The sequence below is a fragment of the Sinimarinibacterium flocculans genome (genome assembly GCF_003201205.1).
Taxonomy (GTDB): Bacteria; Pseudomonadota; Gammaproteobacteria; order Nevskiales; family Nevskiaceae; genus Solimonas; species Solimonas flocculans.
On the sequence record NZ_QICN01000012.1, the window covers coordinates 17530 to 35743 of the forward strand.

12 protein-coding genes are annotated in these 18214 nt (G+C 70.5%); all 12 read right to left on the reverse strand.

Annotated features, from left to right (window positions below; genetic code table 11):
* Positions 1 to 12: 12 nt before the first annotated feature.
* On the reverse strand, positions 13 to 192 hold the full coding sequence (lptM, locus tag C8D93_RS17685; RefSeq protein WP_110266571.1) for an LPS translocon maturation chaperone LptM: 180 nt from the start codon (positions 190 to 192) through the stop codon (positions 13 to 15).
* A gap of 73 nt (positions 193 to 265) precedes the next feature.
* Positions 266 to 3625: a translocation/assembly module TamB domain-containing protein gene (locus tag C8D93_RS17690; RefSeq protein ID WP_110266572.1), complete on the reverse strand. Its 3360-nt coding sequence runs from the start codon at positions 3623 to 3625 to the stop codon at positions 266 to 268.
* On the reverse strand, positions 3622 to 5370 hold the full coding sequence (locus C8D93_RS17695) for an autotransporter assembly complex protein TamA (protein ID WP_110266573.1): 1749 nt from the start codon (positions 5368 to 5370) through the stop codon (positions 3622 to 3624). The genes C8D93_RS17690 and C8D93_RS17695 overlap by 4 nt, the downstream gene beginning before the upstream one ends.
* Positions 5371 to 5464: 94 nt before the next feature.
* Positions 5465 to 6220: a glutathione S-transferase family protein gene (locus C8D93_RS17700; RefSeq protein ID WP_110266574.1), complete on the reverse strand. Its 756-nt coding sequence runs from the start codon at positions 6218 to 6220 to the stop codon at positions 5465 to 5467.
* Positions 6217 to 7095 carry a TraB/GumN family protein gene (locus C8D93_RS17705; protein ID WP_110266575.1) on the reverse strand — a complete coding sequence of 293 codons (879 nt, stop codon included), beginning with the start codon at positions 7093 to 7095 and terminating at the stop codon, positions 6217 to 6219. The genes C8D93_RS17700 and C8D93_RS17705 overlap by 4 nt, the downstream gene beginning before the upstream one ends.
* The gene (gene ttcA, locus C8D93_RS17710) at positions 7092 to 8009 is read right to left on the reverse strand and encodes a tRNA 2-thiocytidine(32) synthetase TtcA (protein ID WP_110266576.1); all 918 of its coding nucleotides are present in this window, start codon (positions 8007 to 8009) and stop codon (positions 7092 to 7094) included. The genes C8D93_RS17705 and ttcA overlap by 4 nt, the downstream gene beginning before the upstream one ends.
* 26 nt (positions 8010 to 8035) lie before the next feature.
* A complete protein-coding gene (locus C8D93_RS17715; RefSeq protein ID WP_110266577.1) occupies positions 8036 to 9595 on the reverse strand; it encodes an amidase in 1560 nt (519 codons plus the stop codon).
* A gap of 40 nt (positions 9596 to 9635) precedes the next feature.
* On the reverse strand, positions 9636 to 9944 hold the full coding sequence (locus C8D93_RS17720; RefSeq protein WP_146216646.1) for a hypothetical protein: 309 nt from the start codon (positions 9942 to 9944) through the stop codon (positions 9636 to 9638).
* Between the two features lie 163 nt (positions 9945 to 10107).
* Positions 10108 to 10386, reverse strand: a complete 279-nt coding sequence (locus C8D93_RS17725; protein WP_245903978.1) for a DUF167 domain-containing protein — start codon at positions 10384 to 10386, stop codon at positions 10108 to 10110.
* The gene (locus C8D93_RS17730) at positions 10379 to 11842 is read right to left on the reverse strand and encodes a M20 family peptidase (RefSeq protein ID WP_110266580.1); all 1464 of its coding nucleotides are present in this window, start codon (positions 11840 to 11842) and stop codon (positions 10379 to 10381) included. The genes C8D93_RS17725 and C8D93_RS17730 overlap by 8 nt, the downstream gene beginning before the upstream one ends.
* 42 nt (positions 11843 to 11884) lie before the next feature.
* The gene (locus C8D93_RS17735) at positions 11885 to 14953 is read right to left on the reverse strand and encodes an efflux RND transporter permease subunit (RefSeq protein ID WP_110266581.1); all 3069 of its coding nucleotides are present in this window, start codon (positions 14951 to 14953) and stop codon (positions 11885 to 11887) included.
* Positions 14950 to 18210, reverse strand: coding sequence for an efflux RND transporter permease subunit (locus C8D93_RS17740; protein ID WP_110266582.1), 3261 nt, complete (start codon positions 18208 to 18210; stop codon positions 14950 to 14952). Before C8D93_RS17740 ends, C8D93_RS17735 begins: the two co-directional genes overlap by 4 nt.
* Positions 18211 to 18214 lie beyond the last annotated feature (4 nt).

Sequence of the window (18214 nt, forward strand, 5' to 3'; positions counted from 1 at the left end):
AGTCTGTGGGGGTCAGGGCGATTCGGAGGTCCGGCCGGCATCGTCCGGCTCGTCGTCGTCCGCAGGCGTCACGGCCACCGGCGGCGCGGACGGCGGCGGCGCCAGCGTCTGCTCGGGCAGCACCAGCGGACCGGTCTGGCCGCAGGCAGCGATCACAACGACGAGAAGCGGCAGCAGGCGCAGGAATCGCATCGGCACGCTCGGGCACGAACGGGCGCGCAGTATAAACGCCGTCGCCCGCGGGGCCCGGCCGGGCCGGTCCGGCTCAGCGCTCGATCGTGTACAGCAGATCGCCGCCGGACTCGACGCCGGTCTCGGTCGCCAGCTTGAAGCCGCTGCCGATGTCGTACTGCAGGCGGAACGACTGGCCCGCCTGGAACAGGCCGACCCCGTAGCTGATGAACAGCCGTGGCGACAGATACTTGCCGAGCGTGATCTGCGCCTGCTGGCTGCTCTCGCCGGGCTTGGCCCCGACGGTGATCTCGTCGAAGCCGATGCGGCTGCCGAGACGCTGCGCCAGCCATTCGCCGCCGGCCAGCCCGAGCCCGAGCGCCGCGTCGGCAACCAGTTCGCGGTCGCTGCCGCTGCCGCCCTCGTCGAGCGAGCGTCCGAGCACCAGCCACGACAGTTGCCGCTCCTGCGGCATCGCCGGCGTCGAGAACAGGCTGAACTCCGGCTTGTCGAGCGTGCCGCGGACCAGCACGCCGACGGTGATGTCCTCGCGCGGCTCGCGCGTCGCCCGCAACTGCACCGCCGGCCGGGTCAGCGCGCCGCCGGTGAACAGCAGCTTGCCGGTCTCCAGCGTCAGCTCCTGCCCGTACGCCTCGTAGCGGCCGCCGACGAGCTGCAGTTCGCCGCGTGCGCGCGTCGGCACGCCCGGCGCCTCGATCACGCGGATCGCACCGGATAGCCGGGTCTTCAGGCCGAATCCCTCGAAGCGGACGGCCTCGCCCAGCTTCAGGCGCACGTCGGCGAAGATACCGACTGCGTCGCCACCGCCGTCCTCGCCACGGCGCACGATGACCTGGTCGGTGCTGGGCCCGACGCCGCTGCTGATGCGCTTGGGCGTGATGTCCGCGCGCGGCACGTCGACGGTGCCGTCGACGCGCAGCGCCCCTTCGGCGAGGGCGACGTCGAGCCTGGGGGTCACCCAGACGCTCGCATCGGGCGTGCGCACCGCCTGGAAGTCCTGTCCGTCGATCTTCAGGTTCAGGCCGAAAGGGCGCCGCCAGGGATCGAACTGCCCGGCCGCGCGCAGCACGCCGTCGCCGGACCAGGCCTCGGCGTCGATCTCGAGCGCGCCGCTGCTGCTGCCGCTGACGAGCGCGCGGATCCGTTCCAGGCGGATGCCCGGCGTGCGCAGGCGCATCGAGGCATCGGCGAACTCGACGCGCCCGTCGAAGCGCGGCTCGGACAGCGTGCCGCTGGCGCGGATGCGCCCGCTCAGCCGTCCGCGCGCCTCCTGCATCTCGAAGTTGAGCACGTGCAGCCAGGTCAGCTCGGGCACCTCCACCCGCAGCTCGCCTTCGAGGCCGCGCTGCAGGAAGTCGTCGCCGGGCGCCAGTCGACCTGCGAGCGTGAGCCCGCCGCGCTCGAGCGGCAGCTCGGCGCTCAGGTCCAGCGCCTGCTCGTTCTCGACCACGCGCACCGTACCCGGCAGCAGGACCAGCGGCGGCAGTCCGGCTCGGGTCAGGCGCAGGCGGCTGCTGTCGAGATCCAGGCGCAGGTCCTGCAGTCCGCCCGGCCCCAGGTCGACATAGCCGCGCCCTTCGATCGCGCCTTCGGCCTGCAGGCCACCGAGCCAGGGCTCGAGCATGGCCAGCTCGAGATCCTGCAGGCGGAAGGCGACGCGGCGGGCACCATCGACCGGGCGCAACGCCGTGCAGACGCGCGCCAGCTCGCTCTTCAGACAGGCGGGCGCCAGCTCGACGACGTCCTCCGCGACGCTGAGCGCCGCAGCCTCTTCCAGCGCGAACGCGGGGAAGCCACGCGGCTCGATCTGCGCCGCGGCGAGCTGTCCGGTCCAGCGGCGCGCGGCGATATCCAGCGCGCCCGTCAGCGTGGTCGCCAAGTGGGCCTGCGGCAGACGGGCATCGAGCGTCAGCCGGTGGTCCTGCGCGCTGCCGCGCAGCGCCAGTTCGACGCTGTCGATCGGTGTCCCGGCAGCGACGGTGTCGGCGCGCACGTCGAGCGTCAGCCGCTGCGCCGGATCGAGATCGAAACGCGCCTGCAGGCGTTCGCTACCGTAAGTGCCGTAGTAGAGGCCGGATGCCTCGAGTTCGCCGGCGAGGCGCGGACGCTGCAGCGGGCCGTCGGCGCGCACGCGTCCACGCAGACTGCCGGCCAGCTCGGGCAGTATCGCTGCCAGATCGCGTCCGTCGACCTGCGCCTCAGCAGCCAGCTCCGGCAGCACCTGCCCGCTGAGACGAAGGCGATTGCGGCCGACGCGCGCGTCGAGCCGCTCGAACACCAGCGTCTGGCCGCGGTAGCGCCCGCGGGCCTCGACGTCGGCGGTGTGCCCCTGCAGCCGGGAGTCGTCGAGCCGCACGTCGAAGCGCAGCTCCGGCTCGTCGGCGCCGAGCACCGCCTCCACGTCGAAATCGCCCTGGATCAGACCCTCGAACTGCGGCGCCCAGTGCTGCGGCTCGAGCGCCTCGACCCGACCGTCGGCCTTCAGTTCCAGCCCGGCGTAGCGCAGGGACGCGCGTGCGTCGACGCGGCCGTGCCCGCTGTCGACCCGCGCCCGGCTCAGCTCCACCGCGTCAAGCGTGCCGCTGCCGGCCGCTTCGATCTGCAGGGCCTCTCCCGCTGCTACCAGCGCCCCGTCGAGCTCGAACTGCCAGGCATCCGGCACACCCTGCCAGTGCAGCCGGCCACCGTCGCTCGCGAACTGCGGAGCGGCGTCGGCCGCGGGCGGCCAGCGCAGCGCCGTCCATTGCAGGCGCAGGTCCGACGGCGTGTCGTAGCCGTAGCGACCCTCGACACTCGCATCGACGAAGCCGCCGACGCGCAGGGCGTCGATCACCACGGCGTCCGGCTGCAGATGCGCTTCGCCGGCCACGTCCAGCGTGCCGACCCACGGCGTCGTCGCCCGCAGCGCATCGATGCGCACCCGCTCCCCGCGCCAGCCGGCCGCCAGGCTGACGTCCTCCAGCACGATGGGCTCGCCCTCGCCGGCAACGATCTCGAAGCGGTCGACGCGCAGGTCGCCGACGGCGAGATCGAGCGGCAGACGTGTGAGCATCCCGCCCGGTTCGGCCGGCGCTTCGTCCGACGGACGCGGCTTGACGACGAGCTGCAGCTCGCCGGCATGCAGCTCGGAGAACGCCAGGCGCGCACGCAGCGCCTGCAGCAGCGACCAGTCCAGCGACAGCTCGCGGATCTCAATGCGCACGGTGTCGTCCTCGTAGACGAGCTGCCCGGCGGTCAGTGGCCCCCACAGGCGACCGCCGACCTGTTCGGTGCGCACCGAGTCCAGCCGCGCCTCGACTTCGCGCAGCGCGAGTCGCGCCCCGGCTTCGGTGAACAGCAGGAACACCAGCGCGCCGGCCGTGAGGGTCAGCAGAAGTCCCAGCCCGTCGCGCACGATGCGCGAGAGCCGGTGCAGCACCGACAGCGCACTCACAGTCCGACCCTCACACCGATGTGCAGGCGCACGCCGCTGCCGCTGCCGCCATCGCGATCATCCAGCGGGTGGGCAAGATCGACCTGCACCGAACCCACCGGCGCGCGGTAACGCACGCCGGCGCCGACGCCCTGCAGCAGGCGGGGAGCCGGATCGTCGTCCGCGCCGCCAAAGTCGTAGAACACCGCCGCACCCCAGTTGCCGACGACGCGGGTCTCGAACTCGAGGCTGTAGGTGCTGACGAACTTGCCGCCGATGACCGCGCCCTCGTCGTCGAGCGGGCCGAGCGACTGGTAGGCGTAGCCGCGCACCGACTGGTCGCCGCCGGCGAAGAAGCGCTGCGACGCCGGCAGTTCGCCGAACGCGTCGACCAGGTTGGCGCCGTACTCGGCGCGCCCGAGCACGCGCGAGCGCTCGCCCGCCGGCAGCACCGCGCGGGCGACGACCTGCGAGCGCACGAAGCTGGTCGGCGACAGCACCTCGCGCACCGCGCCGTGGACGTCGACGAACAGCGACCAGCCGCGCCGGCTGTAGATCGGATCGTCGACCTCGGTGCGCGTGAGGCTGATGCCCGGCGTCAGCAGGTCTGCCGTCTGCCGCGTCGAACCGAGTTCGGACTCCTCGTGCGTGAACGCGAGGTACAGCTTGCGACGCCAGTCGCCCGGCTTGCGCAGCAGGCTCAGCTCGGCCCCCCACTTCTGGCTGTCGCCGTCGTCGAAGCGTTCGGTGGTCAGCTCGGCGGCCACGCCGATGCTGTCGCCGATGCGGGTGCCCAGCGGGATGCGGTACTCCCCTCGCGCGGTGTTCTTGACCTCGGACAAGCGCACCTCCGCCTGCCCGGTGTGCCCGAGGCGGTTGAAGCGCCGCACCTCGACGCCGGTGCCGATGCGCGCGCCGGTGTCGGTGCCGTAGCCGATGCCGAAGTTGTAGCGCGTGCGGGGCCGCGGCGAGGTGCGGATCACGATCGGCACGGCACGGTCTTCGGCGGCATCGCGCCGCGGCAGGATCTCCAGATCCGAGAAGTAGCCGAGGTCGCTGAGCGCGAACTGGGTGTCGAGCAGGGCCTGCGGATCGAAGTACGCGCCGGGCTCGATCGTCACGTAGCGTTCGACGATCGCCGGTCGCAGGATGTCCTGCTCCACCGTCACCGCCCCGAAGCGGTAGCGCGGTCCGGTATCGAAGTGCAGGAACAGCTCGGCGAGATTGTCGTCCGCCAGCACGCGCAGTTCGGCGCGGGTGAAGCGCGCGTCGAGGTAGCCGAGCCCGTACGCCGCCGTGGCCAGCGTGTTCTTGGCATCCTCGTAGCGCGCGTGCCGCAGCGGCTCGCCCGGCTGCAGGCGCTTGAGGATGGTGTCGTGCTGCGCCTGCAGATCATCTGCGCCGTCGCCTTCGATGCGCAGCTCAACCGTGTCGATCAGCGTGCGCGGCCCCGGTTCGACGCGGTAGCGCGCGGTCCACTCCGGCGCCTCGCCTTCGAGCTGGCCGTCGATCACCGGGTTGTAGTAGCCGTAGGGCTGCAGCGCGACCAAGATGTCGCGGAACGCATCGCGGTGCAGCGCCTCGACGAGGGCGACGTCCAGATCGTCGCGGCCGGCCTCGGCACGGATGCCCAGGCGCTGGTTGACGTTGTTGCGCAGCGCCCCGTCGAGCCCCTCGACGCGCACGTCGATCCCCGCGCTCGCGCCGCCGGTCGCGGCCAGCAGGCCGGCGAGGCACAGTCGCTTGATGAGAGGCCGGTGGCGCATGCGCTCTTGTACGTCGACGGGACCGTGAGGGTTGCGGCAGGGCCGGCCATTATCCCGGAACGGTCGCGCCGCCCGGGCCGGACGCGGCATCGCGTCACGCCGCCACGGGCATCGCTGCGCGCCTGCGGTGGACGGCGTAGACGCGCCGCACCCAGGCAGCGCCCGGATGGCCGCGCCATCGCCCCAGCCAGCGCCGCACGCCGCGGGGATGGGGTTGCGGCAGGCTCAAGGGATACTCTTCCGGCAGCACCGTCAGGGCGAGCACGGCGGCCACGGCCAGATCGGCGAGGCCGAAGCGGCCGCCGACGAGGTAGTCCTGCCGGCGGGTCGCCTCGGCCACCGCGTCGAGCGCGGCAGCGGTGACCGCACGAGCGGCCTCGGCGCGCTCGTCGGTGATGCCCATGTCGAGCCGCATCACCGGGCGCACCAGCAGCGGAAACCCCGCGACATAGGCCGCGCGCGCCAGCGGCGGAAACGGCTGCGACCACAGCCGCGCCATGTAGGCGGCGTGCGGCAGCAGGTCGTGAAAGCCGGCCAGACGCACCGAGGGCCCCCACTGCTCCAGCGCCCGCCTCGCCCAGGCCCACGCCGCTTCGCGCTGCGCCGCATCGGTCGGCAACAGGGACGGCGCATACGCCTCGAGGTGATCGAGCATCTCGCCGGTCTGGCGCAGCAACCGCGCGCCGTCGCGCAGCACCGGCACCGTCTTCTGGCCGAAGCGCGGCATCAGCTGCAGGACGTGCGGCCCCGGCAGCAGCACGCGCGTGCGGTACTCCAGGCCCTTGTGGTCGAGCGCCCAGCGAACGATCTCCGGATACATCGAGAAGTTGAACTGCCAGAGCTCGATCACGGCCGTACACCCGCGTCCAGCTCGAAGCCGCGTGCGCGCAGCGCATCGACCAGGCCATCGTCGCCGACGAGGTGCGCGGCCCCGACGACGACCAGCGTCGGCAGCGGCTCGCGCAGCCAGTCCTCCAGCGGATCGAGCCAGTCCCGATTGCGGGCGGAGAGCAGGCGTGCGTAGGCGCCCGGATGGTCACGACGCAGCTGCTCGATCTGCGCATGCATGAACGCGACGTCGCCCTGCTGCCAGGCCTCGAGCATCCGCTGCGGGGTCATGTCGGGATCGCCGACCCCGTCGAGCGCGGAGGCCAGGAACTCGCGGCCGAGCCCGTCCGGCATCTGCGTGAACAGCGCGAGCTGCTGCTGCGGCGTCTCCAGCCAGGCGACGGGCTTGCCATCCGCGCGTGCGCGGTCGAAGAAATGGCGGTCGATGCCCAGGTCGGGGACGAAGCCGGCACGCTGGTAACCGGAGAGCTCCAGCGTCAGCGCACACAGCCAGGCACGCAGCGCATCGCACATCCGCTGCGGCAGGCCCAGCCGTCCGAGCTGGGTGCGCAGGCGCGCGTAGAGGGGCGCCGGGATCTCGCCGGTCAGGCCCGCATCGCCGGCCGTGCCGGCCGCGAGCATCTGCCCCTGCAGCTCGGTCGAGGACAGGGCCAGCGGATCGCTCTCGACGATCAGGCGCCGGCTCGCCGAGTAGGCGCGTTCGAGACCGTCCGGCAGCGGATGCGCGGCGGGCGGCAGCATGTGGATCGAACCGACGAGATAGTGCGTCGCCGTGCCCGGCGCACGCAGCGTCCAGGCGAACGGCGCCGCGCTGTCGCTGCCGGACGCCGCCGCACACCACGCCGCGACGGCAAGCAGCCACCACCGACGCATCATCCGGCGGCGTCCGCGATCAGCCAGTCCCGCGCGCCGGGCGCATCACCGCCCAGCGACGCGAAGTCGAAGAGCCCGGGATCGGCAAGCTGCGACGGCGCGACGTTGGTCAGCGCGGCGAACGCCTGCTCGATCCGTGCCGGGTGCTCGCGCTCCCAGTCCTCCATCATGCGGCGCACCTGCTTGCGCTGCAGGTTCTCCTGCGAGCCGCAGAGGTTGCACGGAATGATCGGGAACGCCTTGTGCTCGGCGAAGGCGGCGATGTCGCGTTCGCGGCAGTAGGCCAGCGGCCGGATGACGACGTTGTCGCCGTCGTCGGATAGCAGCTTCGGGGGCATCGCGGCGAGCTTGCCGCCGTGGAACAGGTTAAGGAAGAAGGTCGCGACGATGTCGTCCTTGTGATGACCGAGCGCGATCTTCGTGTAGCCGTGTTCGCGGGCGTAGGCGTACAGCGCGCCGCGGCGCAGCCGCGAGCACAGGCCGCAGGTGGTCTTGCCCTCGGGAATCACCCGCTTGACCACGGAGTAGGTGTCCTGCTCGATGATGTGGAACGGCACGCCGCGGGCGCGCAGATAGTCCGGCAGCACGTGCTCGGGAAACCCCGGCTGCTTCTGGTCGAGGTTGACCGCGAGAATCTCGAAACGCACCGGCGCCTTGGCCTGCAGCTGCAGCAGCATCTCCAGCATCGTGTAGCTGTCCTTGCCGCCCGAGAGGCAGACCATCACGCGGTCGCCGTCGCTGATCATGTTGTAGTCCATGATCGCCTGCCCGACCTGTCGGCGCAGGCGCTTGGCGAGCTTGTTGGCTTCGATGCGCCCGCGTGCGCCGTCCTTGAGAACCGGTCCTTCCGGCGGCAAGGCCCGTTTCGGCCCCGGTGCGGGCCAGTGGATCGGAGTTTCGGCAGGCAGGGAAGACATCGGTACGGCCCGGATTCGACGGCCGCCTATTCTCGCACGGTCGCCAGCGTCGGCCTCGGGTCGAGATCGGCGAGCTGCTCCCACGCATGCGCGAGGCCGATCAGTCGCGCGTCGTCCCAGGCGGCGCCGATCAGCGACAGGCCGACCGGCAGGTCGTCCACACGCCCCATGGGCACGCTGATGTGCGGATAGCCGGCGACCGCCGGCGCTGCGGAGACGCCGGCGCCGCGGTAGTCGTCGCCGCGCGCATGATCGGTGCGCCAGGCGGGCGCCATCGTCGGCGCGATCAGCGCGTCCAGTTCGGCGTCTACGAGCAGGCGGTCCAGCGCCGTTCGCGCCGCCGCACGGCTGCGTGCGAGGGCGTCGCGATAGGCCGGATCGTCGAGCCCGCCGGTGCGCGCCGCCTGCTCGAAGATCTCCTGGCCGAAGTGCACCAGCTCGCGTTGGGCGTGGCCGCGGTTGAAGGCGATCAGTCCCTCCAGCGTCGTGATCGCGGCGCCGCGCTCGCGCAGGTAGCGCTCGACGCCTTCGCGGAACTCGTACAGCAGCACGGCGTAGCTGTCTTCGCCGAACGTCGGTGGCAGCGGCATCTCCACATCGACGAGCTGCGCGCCGGCCGCGCGCAGCCGGCGCAGAACATCGTCGAACAGCCGGTCGGTCGCATCGTCGAAACCGGTCCGGTCGCGCAGCACGCCGAGGCGGGCGCCGTCGACGGTCGCGGTGGCGAGCACGCCCGTCACGTCGGGAAAGCGTCCGGCATCGTGCGTCGCCGCATCGTCCGGATCGGGCCCGGACATCGCCTGCAGCAGGAGCGCCGCGTCGGCGACGCTGCGCGCCAGCGGTCCGGCGGTATCCTGTGACGCGGCGATGGGGACGATGCCGTCGCGGCTCACCCACCCACGCGTCGGCTTGATGCCGACGACGCCGTTCGCGCTCGCCGGGCAGGTGATCGAACCGTTGGTCTCGGTGCCGACGGCCAGCGGCACGAAGCCCGCAGCGACGGCGACCGCCGAGCCGGCGCTGGACCCGCAGGGATTGCGGGAGGGATCGTGCGGATTGCGGGTCTGGCCGCCGCGTGCGCTCCAGCCGCTCGTCGCCTGCGTCGAGCGGAAGTTCGCCCACTCGCTGAGGTTGGTCTTGCCGAGCAGCACCGCGCCGGACGCCCGCAGACGCCGCACGAGAAAGGCATCGTCCGGCGTCGGCGCGTCGAGCAGGGCCAGCGAACCGGCGGTGGTGCGCATGCGGTCGCCGGTGTCGATGTTCTCCTTGAGCAGCACCGGCACGCCATGCAGAGGTCCGCGCACGCGCCCCTGCGCGCGCTCCTCATCGAGCCGCCCGGCAATGACGAGCGCATCGGGGTTGCGCTCGACCACGGCGTGCAGGCCGTCGGCACCTTCGTCGAGCCGCGCGATGCGGCTCAGCGCCTGCTGCGCTAGCGAGCGGGCGTCGAGCGTGCCCGCGGCGAAGCGCGCCTGCAGCGTCCCGACGTCGTCCCACGGCGACGCCGGCCGCGCAACGAGCGTGGCGCAGGCTGCAACGATCGCGCCGGCGAAGCCCGCGAGAACGACGCCGGTGCGATGCTGCATGCGGGAACGGCGGGACAGCGGCGTGCGCTGTCGCCGGGGCTCAGTTGCTCTGACGCAGCGACAGTCCGCGCGTGGCGGCCTTGCGATAGTCCTCGGTCGAGGCCTGACGCGTGCGCTCCCACTCATCCCGCGTCGCGCAAACCTTCTTGTCGATGCGCGTGCCGGTCGTGCGTTCCATGCGGCAGATCAGGTCGTCGTCGGCGGCGACGGCCTCCGCCTCCGACACGGTGCGGAACTTCTGCTCCGTGCTCGGTGCCGCAGCGACCTGCGTCGACGACTGATCGGGGCTGCTCGCACAGGCCGCCAGCAACAGGGCCAGCAACGGAGCACTACGGGACAGGGACTTCATCGCGATTTTCCTTGGTAGGTGAAGAACGAAAACGGGGCCTGACGCGCCGTCGGGCGTGCGCCTGGAAACACGGGTTGCGGGGAATAATGCGCGCAGCCTGCGCCGGCGGGAAGCACCCCCGGTGATTCCCCCCAGACCGCTGTAGGACAATTCGCGCAGCGGCTCAACGCTGCGGCAGGCGCGCGAGAAGTGCCGCCTCGTCGAGACCGTCGATCGCCAGCAGCTTGTGCGGCGAGCGCGCACCTCGGCGCACGTGGATGCTCGAGGGTGGCGTGCGCAGCACGTCGGCGAGCAGGGCGATCACTGCGGCATTGGCACGCCCGTCTTCCGGTGGTGCCGTGACGCAGAGCTTCAGGCTGCTCGCGTGCCAGCCGATCACCGCATTGCGCGCAGCCTTCGGCGCGACCTTGACCGCGAGCAGCGTGCCCGGCGGGTTAGCCACCCGCGTTCTGCAGCAGGCGGATGTAGAAGCGCACCATGTCGGCATACTCGGCGACGCCGATGTGCTCGTCGGTGCCATGGATGCGCCCGCCGTCGTCCGCGGTATAGACGAACGGCGCGAAGTAGTAGCCCTGGTCGCGCACGTCCGCGTAGTGGCGATTGTCGGTGGTCGCCATGATGATGCCGCTCGACACCAGCGCCTCCGGAAAGATCTCGTTGACGGTCCGCGCGATCACCGCGAATTCCGGCGCATCCGGATCGGAGGACGCCGGCGCCGCGTCGCCGAAACCCTCCTCGACCGTTAGCTCGATGGCGTCGTCGCCGATCGTCGTGCGGATATGCGCCTCGATGTCGGCCAGCTCGGTGCCGGGCAGCAGGCGGTAGTTGATCAGCGCATAGGCCTCGGTCGGGATCACATTGTCCTTGATGCCGGCGTGCACCACCGTCAACGCCTGGGTCGTGCGCGTGAGCGCGTCGGTGACCGGGCTGCGCGAGAGTTCGCGCAACAACAGCGCCGAGAGCAGTTCGCGGTTGGCAATGGCCACACGCGCGCCGAACGGCAGGTGCGGCGCCAGGCGTTCGAGCATGGCCTCCACCGGCGGCGTCAGCCGCGCGCGCGGCGGCCGCGCATCAAGGCGCACCAGTGCCTGCGACAGCCGGGCGATCGCACTGTCGTCCGGCGGCATCGACGAATGCCCGCCGGGTGCGCGCGCCGTCAGGCGGAAGCTTGCGTATCCCTTCTCGCCCGCCATGATCGCGGCGACCGGTTGCGTGATCCCGGCGACGACGCCCTGGGTGATCGCGCTGCCCTCGTCGAGCGTGAAGGCCAGGCGGACGCCGCGCGCCTTCAGGCTCTCGGCGATGCGCCGCGCACCTTCGCGGCCGCCGACTTCCTCGTCGTGGCCATAGGCGAAGTAGAGCGTGCGCGTCGGCGCGTAGCCCTGCGCCAGCAGGTGTTCCAGTGCCTCGAGCTGGGCGATCAGCGAGGATTTGTCGTCGAGCGCACCGCGCCCCCAGACGACGCCGTCGGCCACCACGCCGGCAAAGGGCGGATGCGTCCAGCGTGCTTCGGTGCCGGGTTCGATGGGCACCACGTCCATGTGCGCCGCCAGCAGCGCCGGCCGCTGCGCCGCGTCGCTGCCGCGCCAGCGGTACAGCAGGCTCCACTCGCCGATGCGCTCGACGTCGAGCCGGGCGTGCGCCAGCGGGAAGCGCTCGGCGAGCAGGGCGTGGAACGCGGAAAAGGCCGCCGTGTACACCGGCGCGCCTTCGGCGTGGGAGATGGTCGGGAGACGCAGCGCCTGCGCCAGACCGTCCGCCAGCGCCGCCTCGTCGAGCGCAATCGCCTCGATCGGTGCGGCGAGCGGCGGCTGTGGCCGCAGCGTCAGCGTACGCAGCACCATGCCGCCGCCCAGCACTGCGACGACCGCTGCGAGAATCAGCAAGGTCCTGCCCATACTCGCTAGCCTAGCCGGAAACCGCGGCGGCGGTGCGCCGGCTCAGGTCTGCGTGGTCGACGCCTGCGGTCGCGTCGGCCACCAGTGGCGCGCACGGTGCAGCACACGCCGGCCCCACTGGCCGAGATCCTCGAGCGCGAGGTAGATCGTCGGCAGCACCAGCAGCGAGACGCCGGTCGAGAACACCAGCCCGCCGATGATCGCGCGGGCCATCGGATAGTAGGCCGGGCCCTCGCCGCCGATGGCGGTGTCGCCCAGAGCCAGCGGCACCATGCCCAGCACCGTCGTTGCCGCCGTCATCAGGATCGGCCTCAGGCGGTCGCGCGAACCCTGCACCAGCGCCTCGCTGCGGCCGAGCCCGGCGGCGCGCAGGCGGTTGACGTGATCGACGAGCACGATGCCGTTGTTCACGACGATGCCCATCAGCACCAGCATGCCGATCATCGCCATGAACGAGAAATCGGTGCCGGTGGCGAAGAAGAACCAGTAGACACCGATGAAGGAGAACAGGATGCCGGTGATGATCGCGCTGGGCGCGAGCACCGACTCGAACAGGACCGCCATGACGATGTAGATGCAGGCGACCGCGAGCAGCATGTTCTGCATCATCGTCTGCATGCTTTCCTGCTCGTCGGAGAATGCGCGACCGAAGCCCCAGCTGTAGCCCGGCGGAAGCTGCGTGTTCTCCAGCGTCTGCTTGACGCGTTCGCGCGCATCCTCGGAGGTCGTCCCTTCGGCGGTGCCGAACTCGACCGACAGCGCGGTCAGGCGGTCCTCACGCCGGATCATTCCCGGCACGTCGCCGATCGACAGCTCCGCCAGCGTCGACAGGGTCACGCGTGTGCCGTCCGGCGTGATGATCGGCAGCGAGCGCAGCGCATCGAGGTCGAGCCGGTCCTTGAGCCTGAACTGCAGGACGAGGTCGACCTCGCCGGTCGCCGTGCGGTATGGCCGCAGCGGCACGCCACGCATCGCGCCGGCGACCACCTCGGCGACCTGCTGGCTCGACAGCCCGTACAGTCGCGCCTTGTCGCGGTCGACGCGGACGCGGACCTCCCAGTCCTCCGCGGAGGCCTTGAGGCGGACGTCGGTGAGTCCGTCGACACCGCGCAGGATGCGCTCGACCTCGAGCGCGACCTCGCGCAGCCGCTCGCTCGACTCGCCGAAGACCTGCACGCTCAGACGTTCGCCGGAGCCCTGGCGGTTCTGCTCGAAGCTCGGATCGCCGATCGCGATCTTCGGCAGCTTCTCGCGGATCGCCTCCATGATCTGCTCGGGCGACTGCGTGCGCTGCTCCTTGTCGACGAGCAGGATCGTGGTTTCCGCGCGCCCGAGATCGAAGTACGAGTAGACCGACTCGATCTCGAAGCGAGCCTGGTTGTCGAGCAGGTAGCGTTCGATCGTGTCGACCGCCTCTTCCATCTTGGACAGACGGTACACGCCGTTGACGTTGTACGGCAGGAACAGGCGCTTGCTGCGGTCCTGCGGGAACATGTCCATCTTCACCAGACCGGCCGGCACCGCAACGCTGGCCAGTACCAGCACGATGAACACGCCGGTCTTGCCCGGATGGCGCAAGGTCCACGCGAGCACGCGTGCGTAGCGATCGGCGAGCGATTCGATCCAGCGCACGTGCCCATTGCCCCCCAAGGCGATGCGGGTGGTCAGTTGCGGGATCAGCGTCAGCGCGATCAGCAGCGAGGCTCCGAGCGACACGCAGATGGTCGTCGCCACGTGCGTCAGGTAGACGGTGATCTCGTTCTGCGCACCGAAGAGATTGGGGATGAAGACGATGGCGGTCGTGAGTGTACCCAGCGCGACCGCGAGGCCGACACCGCGCACGCCTTCGAGCGTGGCCGCCTGGGCGCTGCGCCCCTCGGCACGCGCCTTGAAGATCGATTCGGTCACGACCACCGCGTTGTCGACGAGCATGCCGACCGACAGCATCAGGCCCATCAGGCTGAGGATGTTCAGCGACATGCCGAGGAAGAACATCGCACCGAGCGTGATGAGCAGCGACAGCGGCACCGCCGTGGTGACGATCAACGTCATGCGCCAGTCGCGCAGGAACAGGTACAGCACCGCGACCGACAGCAGCGCGCCGATCAGGCCGGCCTCGATCAGATCGTCCAGCGAGCTGCGCACGTTGTCCGCCGTGTTCTCCATGATGTAGAGATTGATGCCGGCCATCTCCGGCAGCTCGCGGACCTCGTCGAGTTCGGCGAGCACGCGGTCGGCGACGTCGACCAGGTTGGCGCCGGTCTCCTTGTAGACGTCCAGCCCGATCGAGTAGCTGCCGTTGAGGTGACGCCCGTAGGTGCGCACCGGCTCGGCGTACTGCACGTCCGCGATGTCGCCCAGGCGCAGGCCGCGCCGGTCGATCACCAGTGCACGGATCTGCCCGATCGATTCGAAACGGCCTTCGGGCTTGACGTAGTAGCGCCGCCCGCCCTCGATGAAGTCGCCGGCGGTCTGCGAGAAGTTCGCACGCTGCAGCGTCTCCGAGAGGGCGCGCAGGTCGATGCCATGCGCCGCGACACGGTCGGCGGCGAGTTCGATGCGGACCTCTTTGGGGTCGACGCCGTACAGGTCGACGCGCGAGACGCCGCCGAGCCGCTCGATGCGTCGCTTGAGCGCGCGCTCGAGCATGTCGTAGGCGTTCGACAGGTCGCGTTGCGCGGACACCCGCAGCGTCAGCACCGGAATGCTGCCGGCTTCGAACTTCTGGATCTGGATACGCTCGATGTCGCGCGGCAGATCGTCGCGGACCGCGTCGATCTTGTCCCGCGCCTCGACACCCTTGATCGCCAGGTCCTCGCCCCAGTCGAACAGGATGAAGATGCCGGCACCGCTGTCCGACGACTCGGAGTTCATCCGCTGGATGCCGGGCAGGGTCGCCAGCGCTTCCTCGACCGGCCGCGTGATGCGGCGCTCGACCTCCTCGGGAGTCGAATTGCGGTAGGGGATCTGCACGAAGATGCCGGGAAACTCGATGTCCGGCAGGAACTCCAGCGACAGGCGCTGGCCGCCGATGAGGCCGATCACGGTCATGCAGACGAAGAACATCACGACCGTGACCGGGCGCCGCAGCGACAGCTCGGTGAGAATCACGGCAGCGGCTCCGGTGCGGGCGAATCCACCGCATCCGCATCGCGCTGCACCAGCGTGTACACCACCGGGATCACCACCAGGGTCAGCAGCGTCGAGACCAGCAGGCCGCCGATGACGGTGATCGCCATCGGCTGGCGCACTTCGGCACCCTCGGCACCCGAGAGCGCCATCGGCAGCAGGCCGAGCACCGTGGTCAGCGTGGTCATCACGATCGGTCGCAGTCGCGAACGTCCCGCCTCGATCATCGCCGGCCGCAGGGCCTGACCTTCGGCGCGGAGCCGGTTGACCAGGTCGATCAGCACGATGCCGTTCTTCACGACGATGCCGGCAAGCACGATCATGCCGATCAGCGCGACGACGTTGATCACCGAGCCGGTGAGATACAGCGCGAAGATCGCGCCGATCGCCGCCAGCGGGATGGTGAACAGGATGACGAAGGGATGCACCAGGGATTCGAACTGCGAGGCCATCACCAGGTAGACGAGGAAGATGGCCAGCGCGAGCGCCAGCGTCAGCGAGCGGAACGACACCTCCATCTCCTCGCTCTGGCCGGCGATACGCGTCGACAGGCCCGACGGCAGCGGCGTCTGCGCCAGCATGACCTCGATCTCGCCAATGCCCTCGCCCAGGTTGCCGTAGGCCAGATTGGCCGAGACGATGATCACGCGCTGCTGGTCCACGCGGCGGATCTCGCTGGGCCCGGACTGCAGCCGCACGTCGGCGATCGAGGACAGGCGGACGGGTTGCGGGCTGTCCGGGTTCACCACCAGGTTGCGGATGTCGTCCAGGTTCGCGCGCTGCCGCTCGGCGCCGCGCACGAGCACGTCGATCTCGCGATCGCCGATGCGAAAGCGCGTGGCGACGCTGCCGCGCACCACGCCCGCGACGCGCGCCGCCAGCACGGCGGTATCGAGCCCGAGCTGCGCGGCGCGCTCCTGGTCGAACAGGACCTGGATTTCCGGGTGGCCGGGCACCAGCGTCGTCTCCACCTCGGTGAAGCGCTCGGATGCGAGCAAGCGCCGGCGCAGGGATTCGGAGATGCGCTCGAGCTGGTCGAGGTCGTAGCCGGCGATCTCGATCTCCAGCGGCGTCTTGAGCGTGAACAGCGCCGGCCGCGCGTAGCGGTAGCTCGCGCCGGGCAGGACGTCGAGATGACGCGAAAGCTCGGCGATCAGCGCCCCCTCGTTCGAGAAGGCCTCCGGCTTGAGCACGATGTTCACGGTGCCGAAGTTCTCGCCGCCGGTCTCCGGATTGGCATCGAGCCGGTTGCCGGTGCCGGCGACCGTATAGCTCGCCGCCAGCCACGCGCTCACCTCGTCGTTGGCGTCGAGCTTGCGCGCGACCTCCTGCAGGGCCGCATCGGTACGCTCCAGCGGCGCCCCCGGCGGCAACTGTACCTCAGCACGGAATTCGCCCTGATTGAACGGCGGGATCAGCTCGACGCCGATGCGCGGCAACGTGAACAGCGCCAGGCCGAACAGCAGCGTCGCGGTCAGCAGCACCGGCAGGCGGTGATCGAGCGACCAGTCGAGCAGTGGCACGTAGCGCCGTTCGAGCGCGGCGAAGGCGCGTTGCCAGACGGCCGCCAGCGGGCGCAGCAACAGGCCGAGCGCCAGGCCGATCACGCGGAACAGCTGGACGAACGGCCACAGTAGCAAGGCCGGCAATGACTCGAACGCGGCGTATCGCGTCTGCGACAGGCGCCGACGCAGGCGTCCGCGGTCGCCGACGACCGCGTTCGCGGGAACGACCGGCCGCGCACGCGCGGCGCGCGACGCCATCATCGGCACCAGGGTCAGCGACACGACCAGCGAGAAGATCAGCGCGCCGGTGACGACGAGGGCCTGGTCGGCGAACAGCTGACCGGCGATGCCTTCGACGAACACCATCGGGAAGAACACCGCCACCGTGGTCAGCGTCGACGCGGTCACCGCGCCGGCGACCTGGCTCGCACCGGTGACGGCCGCCTCGGCCAGCGGCAGCCCGCGCTCGTGTGCGCGATGGATGTTCTCGAGGACGACGATGGTGTCGTCGACGAGCATGCCGATCGCCAGCGCGATGCCGCCGAGCGACATGATGTTCAGCGACAGGCCGGCCCCGTACATCACGTTGAAGGTGGCCACCACCGAGATCGGGATCGCGATGGCGACGATCGCCGTGGTCCACGCGTTGCGCAGGAACAGGTACAGGATCAGGATCGCGAGCAGGCCGCCCTCGATCGCGGCGTAGACCACCTCGTCGATCGCCTGGCGGATGAAGACCGACTGGTCGTAGAGCGGCTTCATCTCGACGTCGGGAGGCAGCTGGCGGCCGAACTGGCCGACCCGCGCCTTGATGCGATCGACGATCGAGACCGTGTTGCCGTCGCCCTCCTTGTACATCGAGATCTCGACCGCCTCGTGGCCGTCGACGCGGATGATGGCTTCGCGCTCCTTGAACCCGGCGCGTACCTCGGCCACGTCCCGCAGATAGATCGAGCGCTCGGCGCGCGCGACCAGGATCGTCTCGCGGATCTCGTCGAGCGACTTGAACTGGTTGAGCGTGCGCACGAGATAGCTCGATGCGCCCTGCTCGACGCGGCCGCCGGAGATGTTCGCGTTCTCGGCGCGCAGACGCTCCTCGACCTGCTCGGTGGTGAGCTGGAACTGCGCGAGCTTGCCCAGGTCCACCAGCACCTGCACCTCGTCCTCGAGACCGCCGGCGATCTTGACGGCGGCGACGCCGTCCACGCCCTCGAGCGGCTTCTGCACGAGGTCTTCGGCGATCCGCCGCAGGCGCTTGAGCGCCGCCTCGTCGGCAGTCCGTCGCGCCTCGCCGCCCCCGGCCTTGAGCGCGAGACCGTAGCGCATGATCGGGTCCTGGCTGGGGTCGAAGCGCAGCACGATCGGACGCTGCGACTCCTTCGGCAGCTCCAGCGCATCGAGCTTCTCGCGCACGTCGAGCACGGCGAAGTCCATTGCCGTGCCCCAGTTGAACTCGAGCGTCACGTCGCTGCGCTCGGCCAGCGACACCGAGCGCACCTGGCGCACGTTGCGGATGATGCCGACAGCCTCCTCGATCGGCTTGGACAGCAGCGTCTCGATCTCTTCCGGCGCCGCACCGGGCAGCTCGGTACGAATCGTCAGCGTCGGATACGACAGATCCGGCAGCAGCGTCAGCTCAAGGCGCGACTGCGACACCATGCCGAACAGCAGCACGGCGAAGGTCAGCATGCTGATCGCGACCGGACGCCGCGTGCAGAACTCGATCCATTTCATTGCT

Coding starts and splice junctions, on each gene's coding strand:
- C8D93_RS17695 (WP_110266573.1), bottom strand. CDS start 5,370: ATGCGCCACCGGCCTCTCATCAAGCGACTGTGCCTCGCCGGCCTGCTG.
- C8D93_RS17715 (WP_110266577.1), bottom strand. CDS start 9,595: ATGCAGCATCGCACCGGCGTCGTTCTCGCGGGCTTCGCCGGCGCGATC.
- lptM (WP_110266571.1), bottom strand. CDS start 192: ATGCGATTCCTGCGCCTGCTGCCGCTTCTCGTCGTTGTGATCGCTGCC.
- C8D93_RS17705 (WP_110266575.1), bottom strand. CDS start 7,095: ATGATGCGTCGGTGGTGGCTGCTTGCCGTCGCGGCGTGGTGTGCGGCG.
- C8D93_RS17720 (WP_146216646.1), bottom strand. CDS start 9,944: ATGAAGTCCCTGTCCCGTAGTGCTCCGTTGCTGGCCCTGTTGCTGGCG.
- ttcA (WP_110266576.1), bottom strand. CDS start 8,009: ATGTCTTCCCTGCCTGCCGAAACTCCGATCCACTGGCCCGCACCGGGG.
- C8D93_RS17730 (WP_110266580.1), bottom strand. CDS start 11,842: ATGGGCAGGACCTTGCTGATTCTCGCAGCGGTCGTCGCAGTGCTGGGC.
- C8D93_RS17740 (WP_110266582.1), bottom strand. CDS start 18,210: ATGAAATGGATCGAGTTCTGCACGCGGCGTCCGGTCGCGATCAGCATG.